19 protein-coding genes and 1 pseudogene are annotated in these 17,128 nt (G+C 40.9%); 16 read left to right on the top strand and 4 right to left on the bottom strand.

Annotated features, from left to right (window positions below; genetic code table 11):
* Positions 1 to 23: 23 nt before the first annotated feature.
* The 3 genes from LGZ98_RS01240 to LGZ98_RS01230 form a co-directional block, all read right to left on the bottom strand.
* The gene (locus LGZ98_RS01240) at positions 24 to 623 is read right to left on the bottom strand and encodes a short chain dehydrogenase (protein WP_113043754.1); all 600 of its coding nucleotides are present in this window, start codon (positions 621 to 623) and stop codon (positions 24 to 26) included.
* 586 nt (positions 624 to 1,209) lie between these two features.
* Positions 1,210 to 1,557, bottom strand: coding sequence for a type II toxin-antitoxin system RelE/ParE family toxin (locus LGZ98_RS01235; RefSeq protein ID WP_113043753.1), 348 nt, complete (start codon positions 1,555 to 1,557; stop codon positions 1,210 to 1,212).
* Positions 1,544 to 1,816 (bottom strand): type II toxin-antitoxin system Phd/YefM family antitoxin, encoded by a 273-nt coding sequence (locus tag LGZ98_RS01230; protein ID WP_113043752.1) that lies wholly within the window; start codon positions 1,814 to 1,816, stop codon positions 1,544 to 1,546. The genes LGZ98_RS01235 and LGZ98_RS01230 overlap by 14 nt, the downstream gene beginning before the upstream one ends.
* Positions 1,817 to 2,556: 740 nt before the next feature.
* Here LGZ98_RS01230 and LGZ98_RS01225 point away from each other — a divergent pair.
* From LGZ98_RS01225 to LGZ98_RS01200, 6 genes are all read left to right on the top strand, one after another.
* A complete protein-coding gene (locus tag LGZ98_RS01225; RefSeq protein WP_262977620.1) occupies positions 2,557 to 3,996 on the top strand; it encodes a sensor histidine kinase in 1,440 nt (479 codons plus the stop codon).
* Between the two features lie 3 nt (positions 3,997 to 3,999).
* On the top strand, positions 4,000 to 4,845 hold the full coding sequence (gene qseG / locus LGZ98_RS01220) for a two-component system QseEF-associated lipoprotein QseG (protein ID WP_262977593.1): 846 nt from the start codon (positions 4,000 to 4,002) through the stop codon (positions 4,843 to 4,845).
* A complete protein-coding gene (gene glrR / locus LGZ98_RS01215) occupies positions 4,842 to 6,179 on the top strand; it encodes a two-component system response regulator GlrR (protein WP_112876349.1) in 1,338 nt (445 codons plus the stop codon). Before qseG ends, glrR begins: the two co-directional genes overlap by 4 nt.
* Before the next feature lie 66 nt (positions 6,180 to 6,245).
* Positions 6,246 to 7,868, top strand: coding sequence for an NAD+ synthase (locus LGZ98_RS01210; RefSeq protein WP_113043751.1), 1,623 nt, complete (start codon positions 6,246 to 6,248; stop codon positions 7,866 to 7,868).
* Positions 7,869 to 7,883: 15 nt separating this feature from the next.
* Entirely contained in the window at positions 7,884 to 8,222 is a 339-nt protein-coding gene (gene glnB / locus LGZ98_RS01205) for a nitrogen regulatory protein P-II (RefSeq protein ID WP_011147501.1), read from the top strand.
* Positions 8,223 to 8,424: 202 nt separating this feature from the next.
* On the top strand, positions 8,425 to 8,565 hold the full coding sequence (locus tag LGZ98_RS01200) for a hypothetical protein (protein WP_262977592.1): 141 nt from the start codon (positions 8,425 to 8,427) through the stop codon (positions 8,563 to 8,565).
* Between the two features lie 387 nt (positions 8,566 to 8,952).
* Here LGZ98_RS01200 and LGZ98_RS01195 read toward each other — a convergent pair.
* Positions 8,953 to 9,085: pseudogene (locus LGZ98_RS01195) on the bottom strand (NO-inducible flavohemoprotein); the annotation flags it as partial.
* 258 nt (positions 9,086 to 9,343) lie between these two features.
* Here LGZ98_RS01195 and LGZ98_RS01190 point away from each other — a divergent pair.
* From LGZ98_RS01190 to LGZ98_RS01145, 10 genes are all read left to right on the top strand, one after another.
* Entirely contained in the window at positions 9,344 to 11,374 is a 2,031-nt protein-coding gene (locus LGZ98_RS01190; RefSeq protein ID WP_262977591.1) for a type VI secretion system Vgr family protein, read from the top strand.
* Positions 11,375 to 11,376: 2 nt separating this feature from the next.
* Positions 11,377 to 11,874, top strand: coding sequence for a DUF4123 domain-containing protein (locus LGZ98_RS01185; protein WP_113043749.1), 498 nt, complete (start codon positions 11,377 to 11,379; stop codon positions 11,872 to 11,874).
* Positions 11,871 to 12,212, top strand: a complete 342-nt coding sequence (locus tag LGZ98_RS01180) for a hypothetical protein (RefSeq protein WP_113043748.1) — start codon at positions 11,871 to 11,873, stop codon at positions 12,210 to 12,212. The genes LGZ98_RS01185 and LGZ98_RS01180 overlap by 4 nt, the downstream gene beginning before the upstream one ends.
* 1 nt (position 12,213) lies before the next feature.
* Positions 12,214 to 12,978: a Tox-REase-5 domain-containing protein gene (locus tag LGZ98_RS01175; RefSeq protein WP_113043747.1), complete on the top strand. Its 765-nt coding sequence runs from the start codon at positions 12,214 to 12,216 to the stop codon at positions 12,976 to 12,978.
* Positions 12,979 to 12,990: 12 nt separating this feature from the next.
* Complete coding sequence (locus LGZ98_RS01170) at positions 12,991 to 13,713, top strand: Imm52 family immunity protein (RefSeq protein ID WP_113043746.1); 723 nt, start codon at positions 12,991 to 12,993, stop codon at positions 13,711 to 13,713.
* 46 nt (positions 13,714 to 13,759) lie between these two features.
* The gene (locus tag LGZ98_RS01165) at positions 13,760 to 13,888 is read left to right on the top strand and encodes a PAAR domain-containing protein (protein WP_262405178.1); all 129 of its coding nucleotides are present in this window, start codon (positions 13,760 to 13,762) and stop codon (positions 13,886 to 13,888) included.
* A gap of 1 nt (position 13,889) precedes the next feature.
* The gene (locus tag LGZ98_RS01160; RefSeq protein WP_262977590.1) at positions 13,890 to 14,675 is read left to right on the top strand and encodes a restriction endonuclease fold toxin 5 domain-containing protein; all 786 of its coding nucleotides are present in this window, start codon (positions 13,890 to 13,892) and stop codon (positions 14,673 to 14,675) included.
* A 2-nt stretch (positions 14,676 to 14,677) separates the two neighbouring features.
* Positions 14,678 to 15,400 carry an Imm52 family immunity protein gene (locus LGZ98_RS01155; protein ID WP_113043744.1) on the top strand — a complete coding sequence of 241 codons (723 nt, stop codon included), beginning with the start codon at positions 14,678 to 14,680 and terminating at the stop codon, positions 15,398 to 15,400.
* A 172-nt stretch (positions 15,401 to 15,572) separates the two neighbouring features.
* The gene (locus LGZ98_RS01150) at positions 15,573 to 16,337 is read left to right on the top strand and encodes a restriction endonuclease fold toxin 5 domain-containing protein (RefSeq protein WP_113043743.1); all 765 of its coding nucleotides are present in this window, start codon (positions 15,573 to 15,575) and stop codon (positions 16,335 to 16,337) included.
* Between the two features lie 12 nt (positions 16,338 to 16,349).
* A complete protein-coding gene (locus tag LGZ98_RS01145; RefSeq protein WP_113043742.1) occupies positions 16,350 to 17,072 on the top strand; it encodes an Imm52 family immunity protein in 723 nt (240 codons plus the stop codon).
* Positions 17,073 to 17,128 lie beyond the last annotated feature (56 nt).

The raw sequence follows: 17,128 nt of genomic DNA, 5'->3' as shown, positions 1-17,128 counted from the left end.
ATATTAATATTCTTTTTTCCAAATTAATAAACTTCGTAGTTTTGTCCGGTTTGAGCTCCATCGACACTTTTTCTAAAAGCAAGTGCTACACGGCTAGCAGGGACAGCATTAAAGCCTGGGAAAAATGCACCGTATTTATCCAATGATTCCTGTAAGACATTAGGGCTAACGCTATTTATGCGAATTCCCCTTGGCATTTCAATTGCTGAACATTTTACAAATGCCTTGACACCACCATTTGCCATAGCTGCTGATGCCCCTTGTCGGATAGGGTCATCCATTATAATTCCGGTTGTTAAAGTAAAACTTCCACCATCGTTAATATAGTCCATTCCTAACAGTACTAAGTTAATTTGGCCTTTAAGTTTACTGTTTATTCCTATTTCGTTTAACTCTGGAGTTAATTCTGAAACTGATCCAAAATGTGCGCTACCTGTTGCACTGACTACAGCATCAACTTTTCCAATTCTCTCATACATGCTCTTAATACTATCAACGGAAGTGATATCAACTACAGCATCTAAGCCATTTCTTCCGGCACGAATGACTTCGTGATTTTGTTTTAATTCTTCCGAGATTGCTTTTCCTATTGTACCGCTTGCTCCAATAACAATAACTTTCATTTCTGTTTACCTTTTCATAATTAATAAAATTTTCTTAACTATATTGTCGCATAATGAATATTACTTTTAACTCTATATAGGTGGGAACTCTCTAATAATGCTAGAGTATAAAATGAAATTTACAACTCCAATAGTTGAATTAAACAACAGTGCGGGGTGGTATTGTGCAAAATAAGAACAAATTGGGTGTTTTTAATACTTATTTGGGGTGTTTTTAAGGAATTTTTAAGATATTTTTAAATAGTATTCATAAAAATATAGTCTAAGTTGAATGTACATTATATATTTTTGTGGTTGTTTTATCTAAAAAATGTCAAAAAACGGTATTTTTTCTTACTAATTTAAGTTTGAATATATTTTTTACAGAATACCCAAAACACTCTGTCAGAAATTTATAATAGCCAAAGTAGTAGAGCGAAGATGGCCCGTGGATGCGAATTTTCCGTAATGCTCGTAAGCAGTTAGGGTAGTGCTGCAATCTAATAAACAAGAATTGTTAAATTAAACAGTTGAAGGATACTTTCAATTGATACAACAAGGGGGAGCAAAAATTGCTCTCCCTTTTGGCTAATGGAATGTCAGAAGTTCAGTCTCTACGCAGGCAATATTGGATCAGTGCTTGGCGTAAACTCTGTCGTGTATTTAGGAACAGTGTAGCAATTACGGTATGGTTAGCTTCATCTATTTTGTAGATTGCTCGCAGTTGCAATTTGGTATCCACATAGTCATGGTGGCTGGTTAACCCAATATCAGCCGTTTCCTCACATAGCGGAGCACTTTTAGGATATTTAAGAACACGAGTTTCAAAATTGTATAAAAAGGTTTCCAGAATCTCCCAAGATGCTTCTGCACCGATATGTCTGGTTAAATAGCTAAAGCGTTCATGAAGCTGGTTTTCAAATGTCTGGGTATATGCAATTTTATTTATGATCACCGTTTGCTAAGTTCCGTAAATTATTTCGTAGTTCACTAGATGACACAATTCGTCCAGATTTTATGTCTTTTTCAGCAAAAGACAGCAGGCGCAACAATGCCATTTGTTCTTGTTGCATTTCAAACTGAACCGGATCTTGAACCACATATAACGGCTTCCCGTTTTGGGTTACTGTGACTGGCTGCGATACATCCATAGAAGCCAATTCTTTTTTAAACGCGGAGACTGTCGTAATCCGCGAATTTGGGGTTTGATACATAAGTGTCCTCCGAGTAGAAACTCTGTTGCTTCTGTAATAATACATCATTTGCTGATAAAGGCCATATATGGGGTAAATATGGACTATTAATGAATTAGATGCCCAATTGCTCTATTGTCTCAATTACCCGACAAACATGTGTTATGGGTGTCTCAAAAAGGAGACATTTAATTATTTGATTTTAATCTATTTTTATTTTCATGATTTTAGATGTCTTTAATTGGCGACAAAAAATAAATTTTACTCATACCGGAAAAGAAACTGTTTGGTTGCAGAAACGTTACGTTTGATTTTTTCTAAAGTAAAAACAGCTAGTTATAATTAAAATTTTAATATTGGCATAGAATATGCATTAAGCTGACACAGTTGCTCATTCAGCTTCTTATGTCGGCCCACATTAGGTGGAGAAATGCCACATAAACTATCGATCGAATGATGCCAGAATAAGGTGCCTACCGTCCAACTCAGTGATATCGCTTTCGAGCCTTATCAAACATCGGGCGACACGTGGAGTGAGGCACCACCTATGTCTGACTGTAGATAAACAACAGGCATAAGTCCCCCTCACTGGCGGGATAGTAGCAAAAACTATTATCCCGTCGTCATCGCTCAGGTGTTTACCTGCCCTTTTGTACTGTTTGCGTCTTACACTGATTTTCAGTCACAGCAAAATTTATCAGCCGATGGGTTTTTCTATCAGCCCTTTGTCGGTTAGCATTGGTGTACTGACAGGTTACGAGATGATTTCCTTGAAAAAATGGCGTTTATTTCCGCGCTCATTGCGCCAATTAGTTGTCATGGCTTTCTGGCTGGTGTTATTGCCGTTGTTGGTTTTGGCTTATCAGGCTTATCAGAGTCTTGATCAACTCAGTGAGCAAGCGGCTGATATAAACCGTATCACGCTAGCGGATGCCCGCCGCAGTGAGGCTATGACAGGTATTGCGTTGGAGATGGAACGCAGTTACCGCCAGTATTGCGTGTTAGGGGATAAGACGCTGGAAAACCTCTACCAAAGGCAATATCAGCAATACCTTAAGATGCTGAAAGATCAGATGGTTATACTTGATGATCAACAGTATATTAAGACGCTTAACGATTTGCTGTCGCAGTTAACAAAAATCGCTTGTCTCAATAGTGAACCTACCCAACCTGCCGCTCAATTACTGGAACAATTCTCCAATGCTAATAGCCAAATGGTACAGGCTACCCGTGATGTTATTTTCAGCCGGGGAGAACAGTTACAGAAAGATATTGCTGAAAAAGGGCAATTTTTTGGCTGGCAGAGTCTTATTTTATTTCTACTGAGTGCGTTATTGGTCGCGTTATTTACTCGCATGATTATCGGGCCGGTTAAAGGGATTGAACGCATGATTAACCGATTGGGAGAAGGGCAATCATTGGGCGTTCGCATAGATTCTTTTCAGGGGCCGCGAGAACTCCGTTCTTTGGCGCAACGGATTATCTGGCTCAGTGAACGCTTGGCTTGGTTGGAATCACAGCGCCATGAGTTTTTACGTCATATTTCTCATGAACTGAAAACACCGCTGGCAAGTATGCGGGAAGGGACAGAATTACTGGCTGATGAAGTGGCAGGGCCATTAACGGCTGATCAGCAAGAAGTGGTTGCTATTCTTGATAATAGTAGTAAACATTTACAGCAATTGATCGAGCAATTACTGGATTATAACCGTAAATTGGCAGATGGCCCGACGGAGCAACAACAGGTTTCTCTGCGGGAAATTGTTAATGAGGTAGTTTTATCACACAGTTTACCCGCAAGATCGAAAAATATTCAGACGGAAATCCAGCTTGATGCTGATATTTTATGGGCAGAGCCTACACTATTAATGCGGGTTATTGATAATCTCTACTCTAATGCGGTGCACTATGGTGCCGAATCCGGTAACATCTGGGTTTCAAGTCGTCAGATTGGCAAATATGTTCAAATTAATGTTGCTAATACAGGTACGCCAATCCCTGAATCAGAACGCAGTATGATTTTTGAACCGTTCTATCAGGGAACACTCCAGCGTAAAGGTGCAGTGAAAGGCAGTGGTCTTGGGCTAAGTATTGCGCAGGATTGTATTAAGCGTATGGAGGGCGAACTGATATTGATTCAGAGCGAATTTGCTGACGTATGTTTTCGTATTAAATTGCCATTAGCTGCTGAGAATGAATAAATAATGCATAACAGGTCTACTTACCGTTTTGTACGAAAGACGGATCGGCAGAATATTGCAGTACAACTTGGGAAAAACGTATTGGTTGCCAGATTGTTATTACCACGAGTTTCAGTTTGGGGTTTTAGCATGATTCTGCTGATCTTCGTTGTTTTTTTATTGGCGGGTTGCGTTAAAAATCCGGTTAATAATAATTTAGCGACAGTGACTCAAATGGTAATACCAGAGCAACGGGTAACGGATTACCGTATTGCCGAGTGTGAGTTAATGTGGGATTTAGAGACGCCGCCATCGATTGAGAATGCGCTTTACTGGCTGCGACTGATGGATTGTTCAGATCGCTTGACATCAGCGAAAGCACGTAATATGGCGAAATACACGCTTCCGGTTACTTGGGATATGGCTTTTAAACAAAGTATCTTACTTAACAGTGCCGGGCCTACATTGTCTGAGCGTCGGAAGATGATTGAAAACTTCAACAAATACAGGTTGAAATTCCCAAATCCGTTGCGACCGTTATTACAGTTATGGCGTGAGCAGCAGGTTCAGCAAATTGCAGTGGCTGAGGAACGGGCAAAATTCCAAAAATTACAGGCAGATACGGATAATAAACTTGATCGTCTGCGTGAAAGTCGTGCACGGTTGGAATTTGAGCTACAGCAAACTTCTCGTAAACTGGAAAATCTGACAGATATTGAACGTCAGCTCTCTTCCCGTAAACAAAATCAGGGGAGTACTGGCTCAGGCAATTCGGATAAACATGTTGAAACGCCAGAGACGACGGCATTACCTAACAAAAATAGTACGCCAAACAGTACCTCTGAATCAGATAAAGGAGCAGCACCATGACAGCGCGTAAACCAGCCCATCTTCTTCTGGTTGATGATGATCCTGGTTTGTTGAAATTGTTGGGAATGCGTCTTACCAGTGAAGGCTTTCGTGTCACAACCGCAGAAAGTGGCGGTGAAGCGTTAAGATTGTTAACTAAAGAAAAAATCGATTTGGTGATCAGTGACCTGCGTATGGATGAAATGGATGGTATGGCACTGTTCGCTGAAATCCAGAAGCAACAACCGGGTATGCCGGTTATCATTCTGACGGCTCATGGATCAATTCCAGAGGCAGTTGCGGCCACTCAACAGGGTGTCTTTAGTTTTCTGACTAAACCCGTTGATCGGGATGCGCTTTATAAAGCGATTGATGGCGCATTGGCGTTATCCACGCCTGCCAGTGATGAACAGTGGCGGGAGCAGATAGTTACCCGCAGTCCTGCTATGTTGCGCTTGTTGGAGCAGGCGCGAATGGTTGCTCAATCTGATGTCAGTGTACTGATAAACGGTCAGAGTGGTACGGGGAAGGAAGTGCTAGCCCAGGCAATTCACCGCGCCAGTCCCCGGGCGAAAAAGCCATTTATCGCGATTAACTGTGGTGCTTTGCCGGAACAACTCCTTGAGTCAGAACTGTTTGGTCATGCTAAAGGCGCATTTACCGGTGCGGTCAGCAGCCGTGAAGGGTTATTCCTTGCTGCACAGGAGGGAACGCTGTTTCTTGATGAAATCGGTGATATGCCACTGGCTTTGCAGGTTAAATTATTGCGCGTATTGCAGGAACGTAAAATACGCCCGCTCGGAAGTAACCGTGATCTGGATATTGATGTACGGATTATCTCAGCGACTCACCGTGATTTACCGAAAGCTATGGCAAAAAATGAGTTTCGCGAAGATCTCTATTACCGCCTAAATGTGGTGAACTTGAAAATTCCAGCTTTGAATGGCCGGGTTGAAGATATTCCTTTATTGGCGAATCATCTGTTGCGTGAATCAGCGAAGCGTCATAAACCTTTTGTCCGTAGTTTTTCAGTTGATGCGATGAAATGCCTGATGGCGGCAAGTTGGCCTGGCAATGTGCGTCAGCTTGTTAATGTGATCGAACAGTGTGTTGCGCTGACTACTGCGCCGGTTATTAGTGAAGCCTTGGTTATGCAGGCCCTGGAAGGGGAAAATACAGCGTTACCTACTTTTGTAGAAGCCAGAAATCAGTTTGAACTGAATTATCTGCGTAAATTATTGCAAATGACCAAAGGTAATGTGACTCATGCGGCGCGTATGGCGGGGCGTAACCGGACTGAATTCTACAAATTACTGGCGCGCCATGAATTGGATGCGAATGATTTTAAAGAATAACTTTTCTGCTGCTCAGGAAGTTTTTACACTGGCATAAAAATTGGTGGCTTGGGAGAGCCAAATTGTATGAGCCGTACTCTTAATATTGCCCTTGCACAGCTTAATTGGATGATTGGTGACATTGAAGGCAACTGTGAACGTATGTTGCAGACAGTACAGGAACAACAGCACCAAGGTGCTGATTTAGTGATGTTTTCTGAACTGGCGATATCCGGTTATTCTCCAGAAGATCTCTTATTCCGGGCTGATTTTCATCAGCGTTGCCGTGAGCAATTAGCACGTTTACAGGCGTCCAGTTGCCAAACTGCTATTTTAGTTGGTCATCCTTGGGAGCAGGACGGGGAGATTTACAACGCACTTTCCTTATTCTGGCAAGGGGAGATCTTGGCCCGTTATTTCAAGCAACGGTTACCAAATTATGGTGTTTTCGATGAGAAACGCTATTTTAAAGCGGGCGATCAAAGCTGTGTTGTGCCATTTAAGGGCTACAATCTCGGCTTATTGATTTGTGAAGATTTATGGTTTGATGAGCCGATTGATGCCTTGAAACAGGCTGGTGCAGACTTAGTTCTTTCTATCAACGCTTCTCCATATAATCGTGAAAAACCTTATATCCGTTATGAGCTGATTAAAGAACATTGCCAACGTACAGATTTACCCATGATTTATCTTAATCAGGTTGGTGGTCAGGATGAGCTGATTTTCGATGGCTGCTCTAAAGTTTTTAATGCAAGTGGTGAAATGACTCATCGGTTAGCCGCATTTAATGAACAAATCCAACAATGCCGCTTTAATGAATTAGGGATTGAACCTATGGTTAATCCGGCACCCGAATTACCGCCATTGCAGCAGGTATATCAAGCATTAGTCCTTTCAGTACATGATTACGTTCGCAAAAATGGCTTTCAAGGCGTGTTGTTAGGCTTATCTGGGGGGATTGACTCTGGCTTAACGTTGGCAATTGCGGTTGATGCATTGGGTAAAGATCATGTTCAGGCCGTTATGATGCCATTCCGCTATACATCTGAAATGAGTATAGAAGATGCTAAAGAACAGGCTGATATGTTGGGTGTTGAGTTTAATGTGGTGTCGATCGAACCGGTATTTGATGCATTTATGGCACAATTTGAACCTCTGTTTGCCGGAACGGCCAAAGATACCACCGAAGAGAATTTACAGGCGCGTTGCCGTGCCGTTATTCTGATGGCGATGTCTAATAAACGCCATCGTCTTGTGCTGACGACCAGTAATAAGAGTGAATCAGCGGTGGGATATTCAACATTATATGGTGATATGGCGGGTGGTTTTAATGCGCTGAAAGATGTACCGAAAACATTGGTATTTGAATTAGCAAAATATCGTAATACCGTTTCGCCGGCGATACCTCAAAGAGTCATTGATCGTCCGCCATCGGCAGAATTGGCGCCTGGACAGCTTGATCAGGACAGTTTACCGCCTTATGACATTCTGGATGATATTCTGGAAGGTTATGTGGAACAGGATAAGTCGGTTGATGAGCTGGTGGCGGCAGGATTTGATGAACAAATTGTACGTAAAGTTGTTCGTTTGGTTGATATCAACGAATATAAACGTCGTCAGGCTCCGGTGGGGCCGCGTATTACGCCACGTAATTTTGGTAAAGACAGACGCTACCCGATTACCTCTGGTTTCGGCCGTAAAAACTGGTAACAACAGGAAAACTTCATGAAAAAGATTGATGCGATTATCAAACCTTTCAAACTAGATGATGTGCGTGAAGCTCTGGCGGAAGTGGGTATCACCGGAATGACGGTAACAGAGGTGAAAGGTTTTGGGCGCCAAAAAGGTCATACAGAGCTATATCGCGGTGCGGAATATATGGTGGATTTTCTGCCAAAAGTGAAAATAGAAATTGTCGTGCCAGATGATATTGTCGATACCTGTGTTGAAACCATTATGCAGACGGCACAGACCGGGAAAATCGGTGATGGTAAAATATTTGTATTCGATGTGGCGCGTGTTGTGCGTATCCGTACTGGTGAGCAGGACGAAGAGGCGATTTAACTTAATTTAAATTTTTTGGGGTGGTGACAGGTAGATAAAAAGGCCACCCTAATAATATAAAAATTAGATAAATATTTTAATCAGCCATAATCAGGAATGTGGTTAATTAAATAATCATTTGAAAATACAGTTATATACCCAATGGATTTCAAGATGGATCGCGACGGCAAGGGAGTGAATCCCCGGGAGCATAGATAACTATGTGACCGGGGTGAGAGAGTGCAGCCAACAAAGAGGCAATTTGAAAGATGACGGGTATAAATTAATTATTCTCAAGGTGGTCATATGCCATTTTGATAAAGAAATTTATCTTTTGCAAATCGCGCATCATATTAATGAGTGATAATATTTTCTTAATTATCGAATGTGTTTTAAATCAATTATCAATCACTGAATCTTAATGACTATTCTCGATTTGAATTTATTATGAGAATTTGAGGCTATCTTTAAAAAACCGATTAAAATTGTATTGTTGTGTCTTTTCTTTTTTACCGGATAAAGCAAGAGCCTCAATTATTTTATAAGTCATTTAAATTTATTATCTTTTTTAAGCTGAATATTCGTACCTGTCAATTTGGCTTCATAATGAGGAGGTACATATGACTGATTTTCATAGTGTTAACCTTCATTTGTCTCAAATCATGTATTGGCACTTTTCACCTGAAACAGGATCGCCGTTTTGGCTTGAAAAACGCAAGAGTGTTTTATTGTTTAGTGTTAAGTTGAAAATTTAAATCATTTTATGTAGACCAAAACATTCATAGTGAATAAATTGTTTATCAATTTCCATATCCAACCATATCCAATAACTGTTTAGCGACATATTGCATAAAGGGAACTGGACCACAGAAATAGAAATACATTCCTTCTGTTTTCTGTTTTCTGTTTTCTGCTTTTTGAAAGCGCTTTTAAGTACCGTGACGGCCAACTATGGCATAGCCAAAAGCGAAGTCCGTTTGAAAGTTGCCAAACTCCACTGTGGTGCCAATGTTGTATTTCATCATATTTTCTTATGACTTTATTGCTTGATTGATTAAAAAACATCATAATTGCTTCTTTTATGATCATTTCGTTTAGGGTATATTTCAGGCTGATAACTCAATTATAGGTAATAGTTGCTTATGGCTAATGATTTTAATGTGGAACGAACCGGGCTGGTTTTTACTCTCACGGCCGGTAATCTCCCTGTGAAAACTTTTGCTGTGGTTGAATTTACACTGAATGAAGCCTTGTCAACGCTATTCAGTTTGCAAGCCACACTAACCTGTGCCAATCCGGATATTGATTTTGCGGATATTCTGGATCAATACGCCACATTGACCGTTTATCGTGACGGGCAGCCTGAGCGTTATATCACCGGGATTGTGACTCATTTTGTGCAGGAAACAACGGGCCGTTATCGTAGTTGTTATTACCTGACTCTCCACCCTGCCTTGTGGCGTGCCGGATTGCGGGTTAACTCCCGAATTTTTCAGAATAAATCCGTCACCGATATTATTGATAGGCTATTGAAAGAAAATGGCGTTCGGCAATTCTCTTGTCTATTGCGTTATGAACATCCAGCACGGGAGTTTTGTGTTCAGTACGATGAGAGTGATCTGGCTTTTTTACAGCGTCTGTTAGCTGATGAAGGGATCTTTTATTACTATAACTTCAATCAGGATAAGGGCGAGCCGACAATGATTTTTGTCGACTCTTATGCCCAGAATGGCTCTCTTTCACTGCCCTACAACCCAGAACCTGATGCCACAGGCAACCAGTGTTGCATCAGCCAGTTTCGTTGGGGAGAACGAGTGGGCATTGCTGAAATTTCGGTGAGAGATTACACATTTAAACATCCCCGGTGGCTTTCCGATTTTCAATTCCATGAAAATCACAGGTACATCGGCAATCAGCGTTCGGATTTAAATAGCTACTATTACTATGACTTTCCCGGACGTTATAAAGATGAAAATGGGCAGCGAATAAGTCAGTACCGGTTGGAGGCATTGCGTAATGATGCTTTGCTCGGCAGTGGGCAAAGTGACAGTTTTGCTCTTTTACCGGGCATGTGGTTTACGCTTACCGATCATCCGAAAGAAAAATTTAATGCGCCGTGGCAAATAATCCAAATTACTCACCGCGGTCATCAACCTCAAGCAGATGAGTCCCATTTTGGTAGCAGAGGGACGACTTTGACGAATGGTTTTACCTTTGGTAGTCCCAATCGGGTATGGCGTCCCTTGCCTTACCCGAAGCCACGTATTGATGGCCTGCAAATTGCCACCGTGGTGGGGCCAGAGGGAGAAGAAATATTTTGTGATGAATATGGACGGGTACGGGTGCAATTTGCCTGGGATCGGTATGGCAAGCTTAATGATCAAAGTTCTTGCTGGATAAGAGTTAGCCAAGCTTGGGCTGGACACTGTTGGGGAATGATGACCATCCCGCGTGTTGGTCAGGAAGTACTGGTTGATTTCATGCATGGCGATCCTGACCAGCCGATTATTATTGGTCGTACCTATAATGCCATTAATCTCCCACCGAACCGTTTACCGATGGCAAAAACGCAGATGGTAATCCGATCAAAAACCCATAAAGGGGAAGGGTTTAATGAACTTCGTTTTGATGATGATAAAGGCGGTGAGGAAATCTATATTCATGCTCAGAAGAACATGAAAACGGAGATTTTAAACGATGAAATGGTCAATATTGCGCATAATCAGACTCATCATATTAAACACGACGCCCACTTACGTGTTGATAATGAATATCGTGTTCTGGCGCAGCATGACATTTCCGTTTCAACCGGGCAAAAACTTCATATCAAAGCTGACGATGCGTTGTTGGTACAAAGTGGAAATGAAATTCATCTCAGTTCCGGGGCGAAGGTAGTCATTGATGCCGGCAGTGAGCTCACCTTACAGGCTGCGGGGCATTTTATTAAAATTGATGCCAGTGGTATCAGCAGTAGTGCCGGGATCAGTTTTGCCAGTGGAACACCGGGCACAGGCTCGGGTTGGGGAGGAAAACTGCCAGATAAGCTGGATAAACTGAAACAGGTCAGTGCTGAAATACCAACTCCTGTTGCTAAAGCACCACTTAAAGAAATTTGTCTCAGTTGTTTGATGAAAGCTGAGCTTGAAGAAGCAATAACCGTTATCCGGGGGTAATTATGACACCTGAATTAAACGAAAAACTGGTTAATTATCAGAAAGAACATCCCGGCATTCGGCTTTATGCGTTGGTGAATGGTTTACAGTATGAGCGCTGTTTTGGTGAGGAAATTAATTATATCGCGAGTGTCAACAACCCACTATTTCGGCACTATCCAGATTCAAAAATTGCGTTTGCAGGCCCGTGGCTGTTTGATATGGAATATGCGCATCAATGGCAAGAGAAATTGTCAATACTTGAAGAAACGTATCCGGCAGTATCATGGTTATTAACCTCTCTGTCATTAGATAAGCTGACCCGCCATCTTGTGTCATATTTAAATATTCAACTGCCGACAAAACAGATGGCGCTTCTACGTTTTTATGATCCTCGTATTTTGCATCGCATCAGTGACATTTTTAGCCATGAGCAATTGTCTGCATTCACACATTGTATTAATAAATGGGTTTATCAATACAATGCCACTTATTATTCGGTGTCAGGAGTTCCACTATGATTGAATTGACTCAGGAGCAGTTTGATATTATTACCAAACTGGAAAAACAGACGGTGATTGATCATATACAGGCCGAACTTCTTGCCAAACATGCGGATTTAATTCCTTCCCCATCTTCGCTGAACGAACGGCTAATGGCTGCCTATGATTATTTGCTGACATTAAACTTTCAGGATAAATACTTGATTCAATCCTATTTATCTCTGGTCGCGTTTAATCCTGATTTTCAGCACGCTTTGCCAATCAAGACAGCCCTGGAATCCTCTGATCAAAAATCCGAACAGCAGTTTAAAGATATTCTTTATATTGCAAAAAATAAGATAAACAGGAGACGTTAATATGCCAATACCCTTATTAGCTCCGGTCGCAGTGGGTGCGGCTGAATATGTCGCCAGCGCTTGTGCCGGAGTATTAATTGCGGTTGGGTTGATGGAAGCCAGTAAAGATAAATCCATTATAGAGGATGACGACCTTCACCATAAGAAAACGGATTTTGTGGTAAGCCCTGAAATCACAGATGAAGATCGAAATATCGTCTGGAGCGCCGAAGCCCATGCGGATTTTTGGGAGGACGATGATTTAGGAGATGAATCTGTTGATGCCAGTGCAGTTCAAACTAAAGCCCGGTCTGAAACGGAAGAGTGTGAAAAAACGGAAACTAAAAAAGCGTGCAAGGCTTGCCTTGCTATTCCGATGACAAGTGAAAAATATCGTAAGGTTAGCCGTTGGAGCGCTATCACGATTAACTATCAGCGATTTATTGCGAAAACTAAATATAACCCGCTCACACAAATGATTCAGGAATTTCAATGCCTGAAAGTGACGTTTGATGGCTGGCGACCAGCGTATTGCTTATTTCTGGAAGCCAAAGCGCGGTATGACCAGTTTTTTATTAGTGAGGATGAGCCTAAGGGTTGGTGGAAAGGTGTTAAATCAGCACAAAATCAGGCTGTCAGACATCAGGCCGTCTGTGATGTACTGGATAGTACTCCTCATGTGGAATGGCATTTTTTACAGCCCATCAGTTATGGATATTTTAAAGTACTGTTTAGTAAATATAAAAATATCAGTGTTCACTATACCCCTTGCGACAGTTTAGTTTAACACGAGGTAAACATGGCAATAGTTCGTATAAAAATTAATGTATATTATGAGCAGAGAGAAACCATTACCGCCCATACAGCTTTGATGGATTTGTTTCATATTACACGGCAAATTGATGTCTTTTTTAACCAAGGAAAAGCTTGGTACTTAACTGGCTACTCCCGAAAGGAGGCCCTAAAACATCTTGTGTTTGATGAACAGGGAGCAACGGAGGTTGCCATAAAAAGTTTCGAAAAAGATTATAAGAAAAATTTTCCTGCTCTTATTAATGGAATATGGGATGGTGAAAAGGATGAATTATCCAGTGGCATGAGTTATAGAAAAATGTTAATTGATCGCCCTAATTGGGTCTGGCTGGAAATGAACCTAAGGATTGACAGTCATCAGTTTGATGTTTCTCGATTAATTGATTTTGTCAAATATTTAGCGGCTAGTCGTGATTTTCCTTATATTCAAGTCGAAAATAATGGTTATACCGTAAAAGGCAAACAAGTTTTCCCTGATCGCCTCAGTGTTGGCTGGATGCTTTACCAGCCCTGCATTATTGACAAATCTTATCTGCCTATGGCGGAGGATGTGCTTCCTGTGTATCAAAATAATGAACAGATAGGCACCCTGATTATTACCAAAAGAGGCATCTTTGATGGAAGGAATCAGGATGATATTGATAAATCCAATGATGTTGAAATTCAGTTGGTGAATCTGGGATTACTGCCATTAATTACCGAAATTTGATGAGGAATGATGCTATTTACCAATCGAAAAACGATGGAGAACTTTAATGTCAAAGGCGGTTATTCTGCTGGGTGATACAACAGATCATGGCGGTAAGGTGATTACCGCTATTGATGAATATACTCACAATGGTGTTCCTATTATTGCAAAAAATAAGATAAACAGGAGACGTTAATATGCCAATACCCTTATTAGTTCCGGTCACAGTGGGTGCGGCTGAATATGTCGCCAGCGCCTGTGCCGGAGTATTAATTGCAGTCGGTATCATGGAAGCCGATAAAGATAAATCCGTTATAGACGATGGCAGTATTCAACATAAGAAAACGGATTTTGTAATCAGCCCTGACATTACAGATGAAGATCGAAATATTGTCTGGAGTGCCGAAGCTTATGCGGATTTTTGGGAGGACGATGATTTAGGGGAAGAATCAATTGATACCAGTGCGGTTCAAGTTAAGGCTCAGTCTAAGGCAGAAGAATGTGAAAAAACGGAAACTAAAAAAGAGTGTCAGGCTTGCCTGGCTATTCCGGTGACAGGTGAAAAGTATCGTAAGGTTAGCCGCTGGAGCGCTATCACGATTAACTATCAGCGATTTATTGCTAAAACTAAATATGACCCGACCACACAAATGATTCAGGAATTTCAGTGCCTGAAAGTGACCTTTGATGGCTGGCGGCCAGCGTATTGCTTATTTCTAGAGGCCAAAGCGCGGTATGACCAGTTTTTTAATAGTGAGGGTAGACCTAAAGGGTGGTGGAAGGGGTATCGTTCTGCAAGTAAACAAGCGGGCAGACAACAAGGGGTATGTAATCTGTTAAACCGCATTCCACACGTAGAATGGCATTTTTTGCAGCCGATTAGCTATAACTATTTTAAACCGCTGCTTGAAGCTATGGGTAATATTAGTGCTCACTATACTCCATGTCCTGAATTGAGCAGTACGGTTCAAATAAGAGGTTAAAGATGACTATAGTTCGTATAGATATCAATGTTCGTTATGAAAAACGTGAAACCATTACCGCTAATACGGTGTTAATGGATTTATTTAATGTTACTCAGCAGCTCAATACTGTTTTTAATCGGAAGAAAATCTGGTTTTTAACTGGTTATTCCAGGAGGGAGGCGCTGAAACATATAGTTTTTGATGAGCATGGACCAACAAAAACAGCAATGGCTTATTTTGAAAAATCTTATAAAAAAGATTTTCCCCTACTTGTGGAAGGAATATGGGATGGTGAAAAGGATGAATTAATTAGCAGCATTGACTATTCGAAAATAAAAACGGATCGCCCCAATTGGGTCTGGTTAGCGCTGAATCTGAGAATTGAGAGTCATCATCTTGATTTTTATCGGTTAATTGACTTGATTAAATATTTGGCTGTGATCTGTGATTCACCTTATATTCAGATGGAGACAAACGAATATACATTGCAGAACAATCATGTTTTTCCTGACAGATTAAGTGTCGGTTGGATGCTTTACCAGCCCCGTATTATTGATAAAGCCTATCTGCCAATGGCGGAGGATGTGCTCCCTGTGTATCAAAAAAATGAACAGGTCGGCACGCTGATTATTACCAAAAAAGGCATTTTTGATGGAAGGAATCAGGATGATATTGATAAATCCAATGATGTTGAAATTCAGTTGGTGAATCTGGGATTATTGCCATTAATTACCGAAGTTTAATAGGGATATTATTTCTCAATTGAAAAACGATGGAGAACTTTCATGTTAAAAGCAGTTATTCTGTTAGGTGATCCGACAGATCATGGCGGTAAGGTTATTACCGTTATTGATGAATAGACTTACAATGGTGTGCTTATTATGGCAAAAAATAAGATAACCAGGAGACGTTAATATGCCAATACCCTTATTAGCTCCGGTCGCAGTGGGTGCGGCTGAATATGTCGCAAGCGCCTGTGCCGGGGTATTAATTGCAGTCGGTATCATTGAAGCGGGTAAAGATAAATCCGTTATAGATGATGACAGTATTCAACATAAGAAAACTGACTTTGTAATCAGCCCTGACATCACGGATGAAGATCGAAATATTGTCTGGAATGCTGAGGTCTATGCGGATTTTTGGGAGGACGATGATTTAGGGGAAGAATCCGTTGATACCAGTGCGGTTCAAGTTAAGGCTCAGTCTAAGACGGAAGAGTGTGAAAAAACGGAAACTAAAAAAGAGTGTCAGGCTTGTCTTGCTATTCCGGTGACGAGTGAAAAATATCGCAAGGTGAGTCGCTGGAGCGCCATCACGATTAACTATCAGCGATTTATTGCGAAAACTAAATATGACCCGACCACACAAATGATTCAGGAATTTCAGTGCCTGAAAGTGACGTTTGATGGCTGGCGGCCAGCGTATTGTTTATTTCTAGAGGCCAAAGCGCGGTATGACCAGTTTTTTAATAGTGAGGGGAAACCCAAAAGTTGGTGGAAAGGTGATGAATCAGGCAAAAAACAGGCTGAAAGGCATCAAAAAGTCTGTGATGTTCTAGAAGGCACACCTTATGTAGAATGGCATTTTTTACAACCAATCAGTTATGCTTATTTTAAGGTACAGTTTAGCGAGTATAAAAATATCAGAGTTCATTATACCCCCTACGACAGTTTATTTTAATCTGAGGTCAACATGACAATAGTTCGTATAGAAATAAATGTACGTTATGAACAGCAAAAAACTATTACTGCTAATACGGCATTGATGGATTTGTTTCATATCACACAGCAAATCGATATATTTTTCGGGAAGAAAAAAACATGGTTTTTAAAAGGATATTCCCGAAAAGAGGCATTAAAACATATTGTGTTTGATGAACAAGGGCCTACAGACGAAGCAGTAAGTTATTTTGAAAAATCTTATAAAAAAGACTTTCCTTCACTTATTGAAGGTATATGGGATGGTGAAAAGGATGAGTTATCTAGTAGTGTTAGTTATAATAAATTGTCAACAAAAGGTCCTAACTGGGTTAGGTTAGAACTCAATTTGAAAATTGACAGTAGTCAGCTTGGTATTTCCCAGTTAATTGAGCTTGTCAAATATCTAGTGACCAGCCGTGACTTCCCTTATATTCAGGTCGAAACCAACGAATATACATTACGGAATAAACAAGTTTTCCCTGATCGCTTAAGTGTTGGTTGGATGCTTTACCAACCCCGCATTATTGATAAGTCTTACCTGCCTATGGCGGAAGATATGCTCCCTGTGTATCAAAATAATGAACAGATCGGCACCCTGATTATTACCAAAAAAGGCATCTTTGATGGAAGAAATCAAGAGGATATTGATAAATCCAATGATGTTGAAATACAGTTGGTGAATCTGGGATTACTGCCATTAATTACCGAAGTTTAATGGGAGTGATGTTATTTACCAATCGAAAAACGATGGAGAACTTTCATGTCAAAAGC

Source organism: Photorhabdus kayaii, from assembly GCF_025384895.1.
GTDB classification, from domain to species: domain Bacteria; phylum Pseudomonadota; class Gammaproteobacteria; order Enterobacterales; family Enterobacteriaceae; genus Photorhabdus; species Photorhabdus kayaii.
This window is presented reverse-complemented; position numbering and strand designations above follow the sequence as displayed.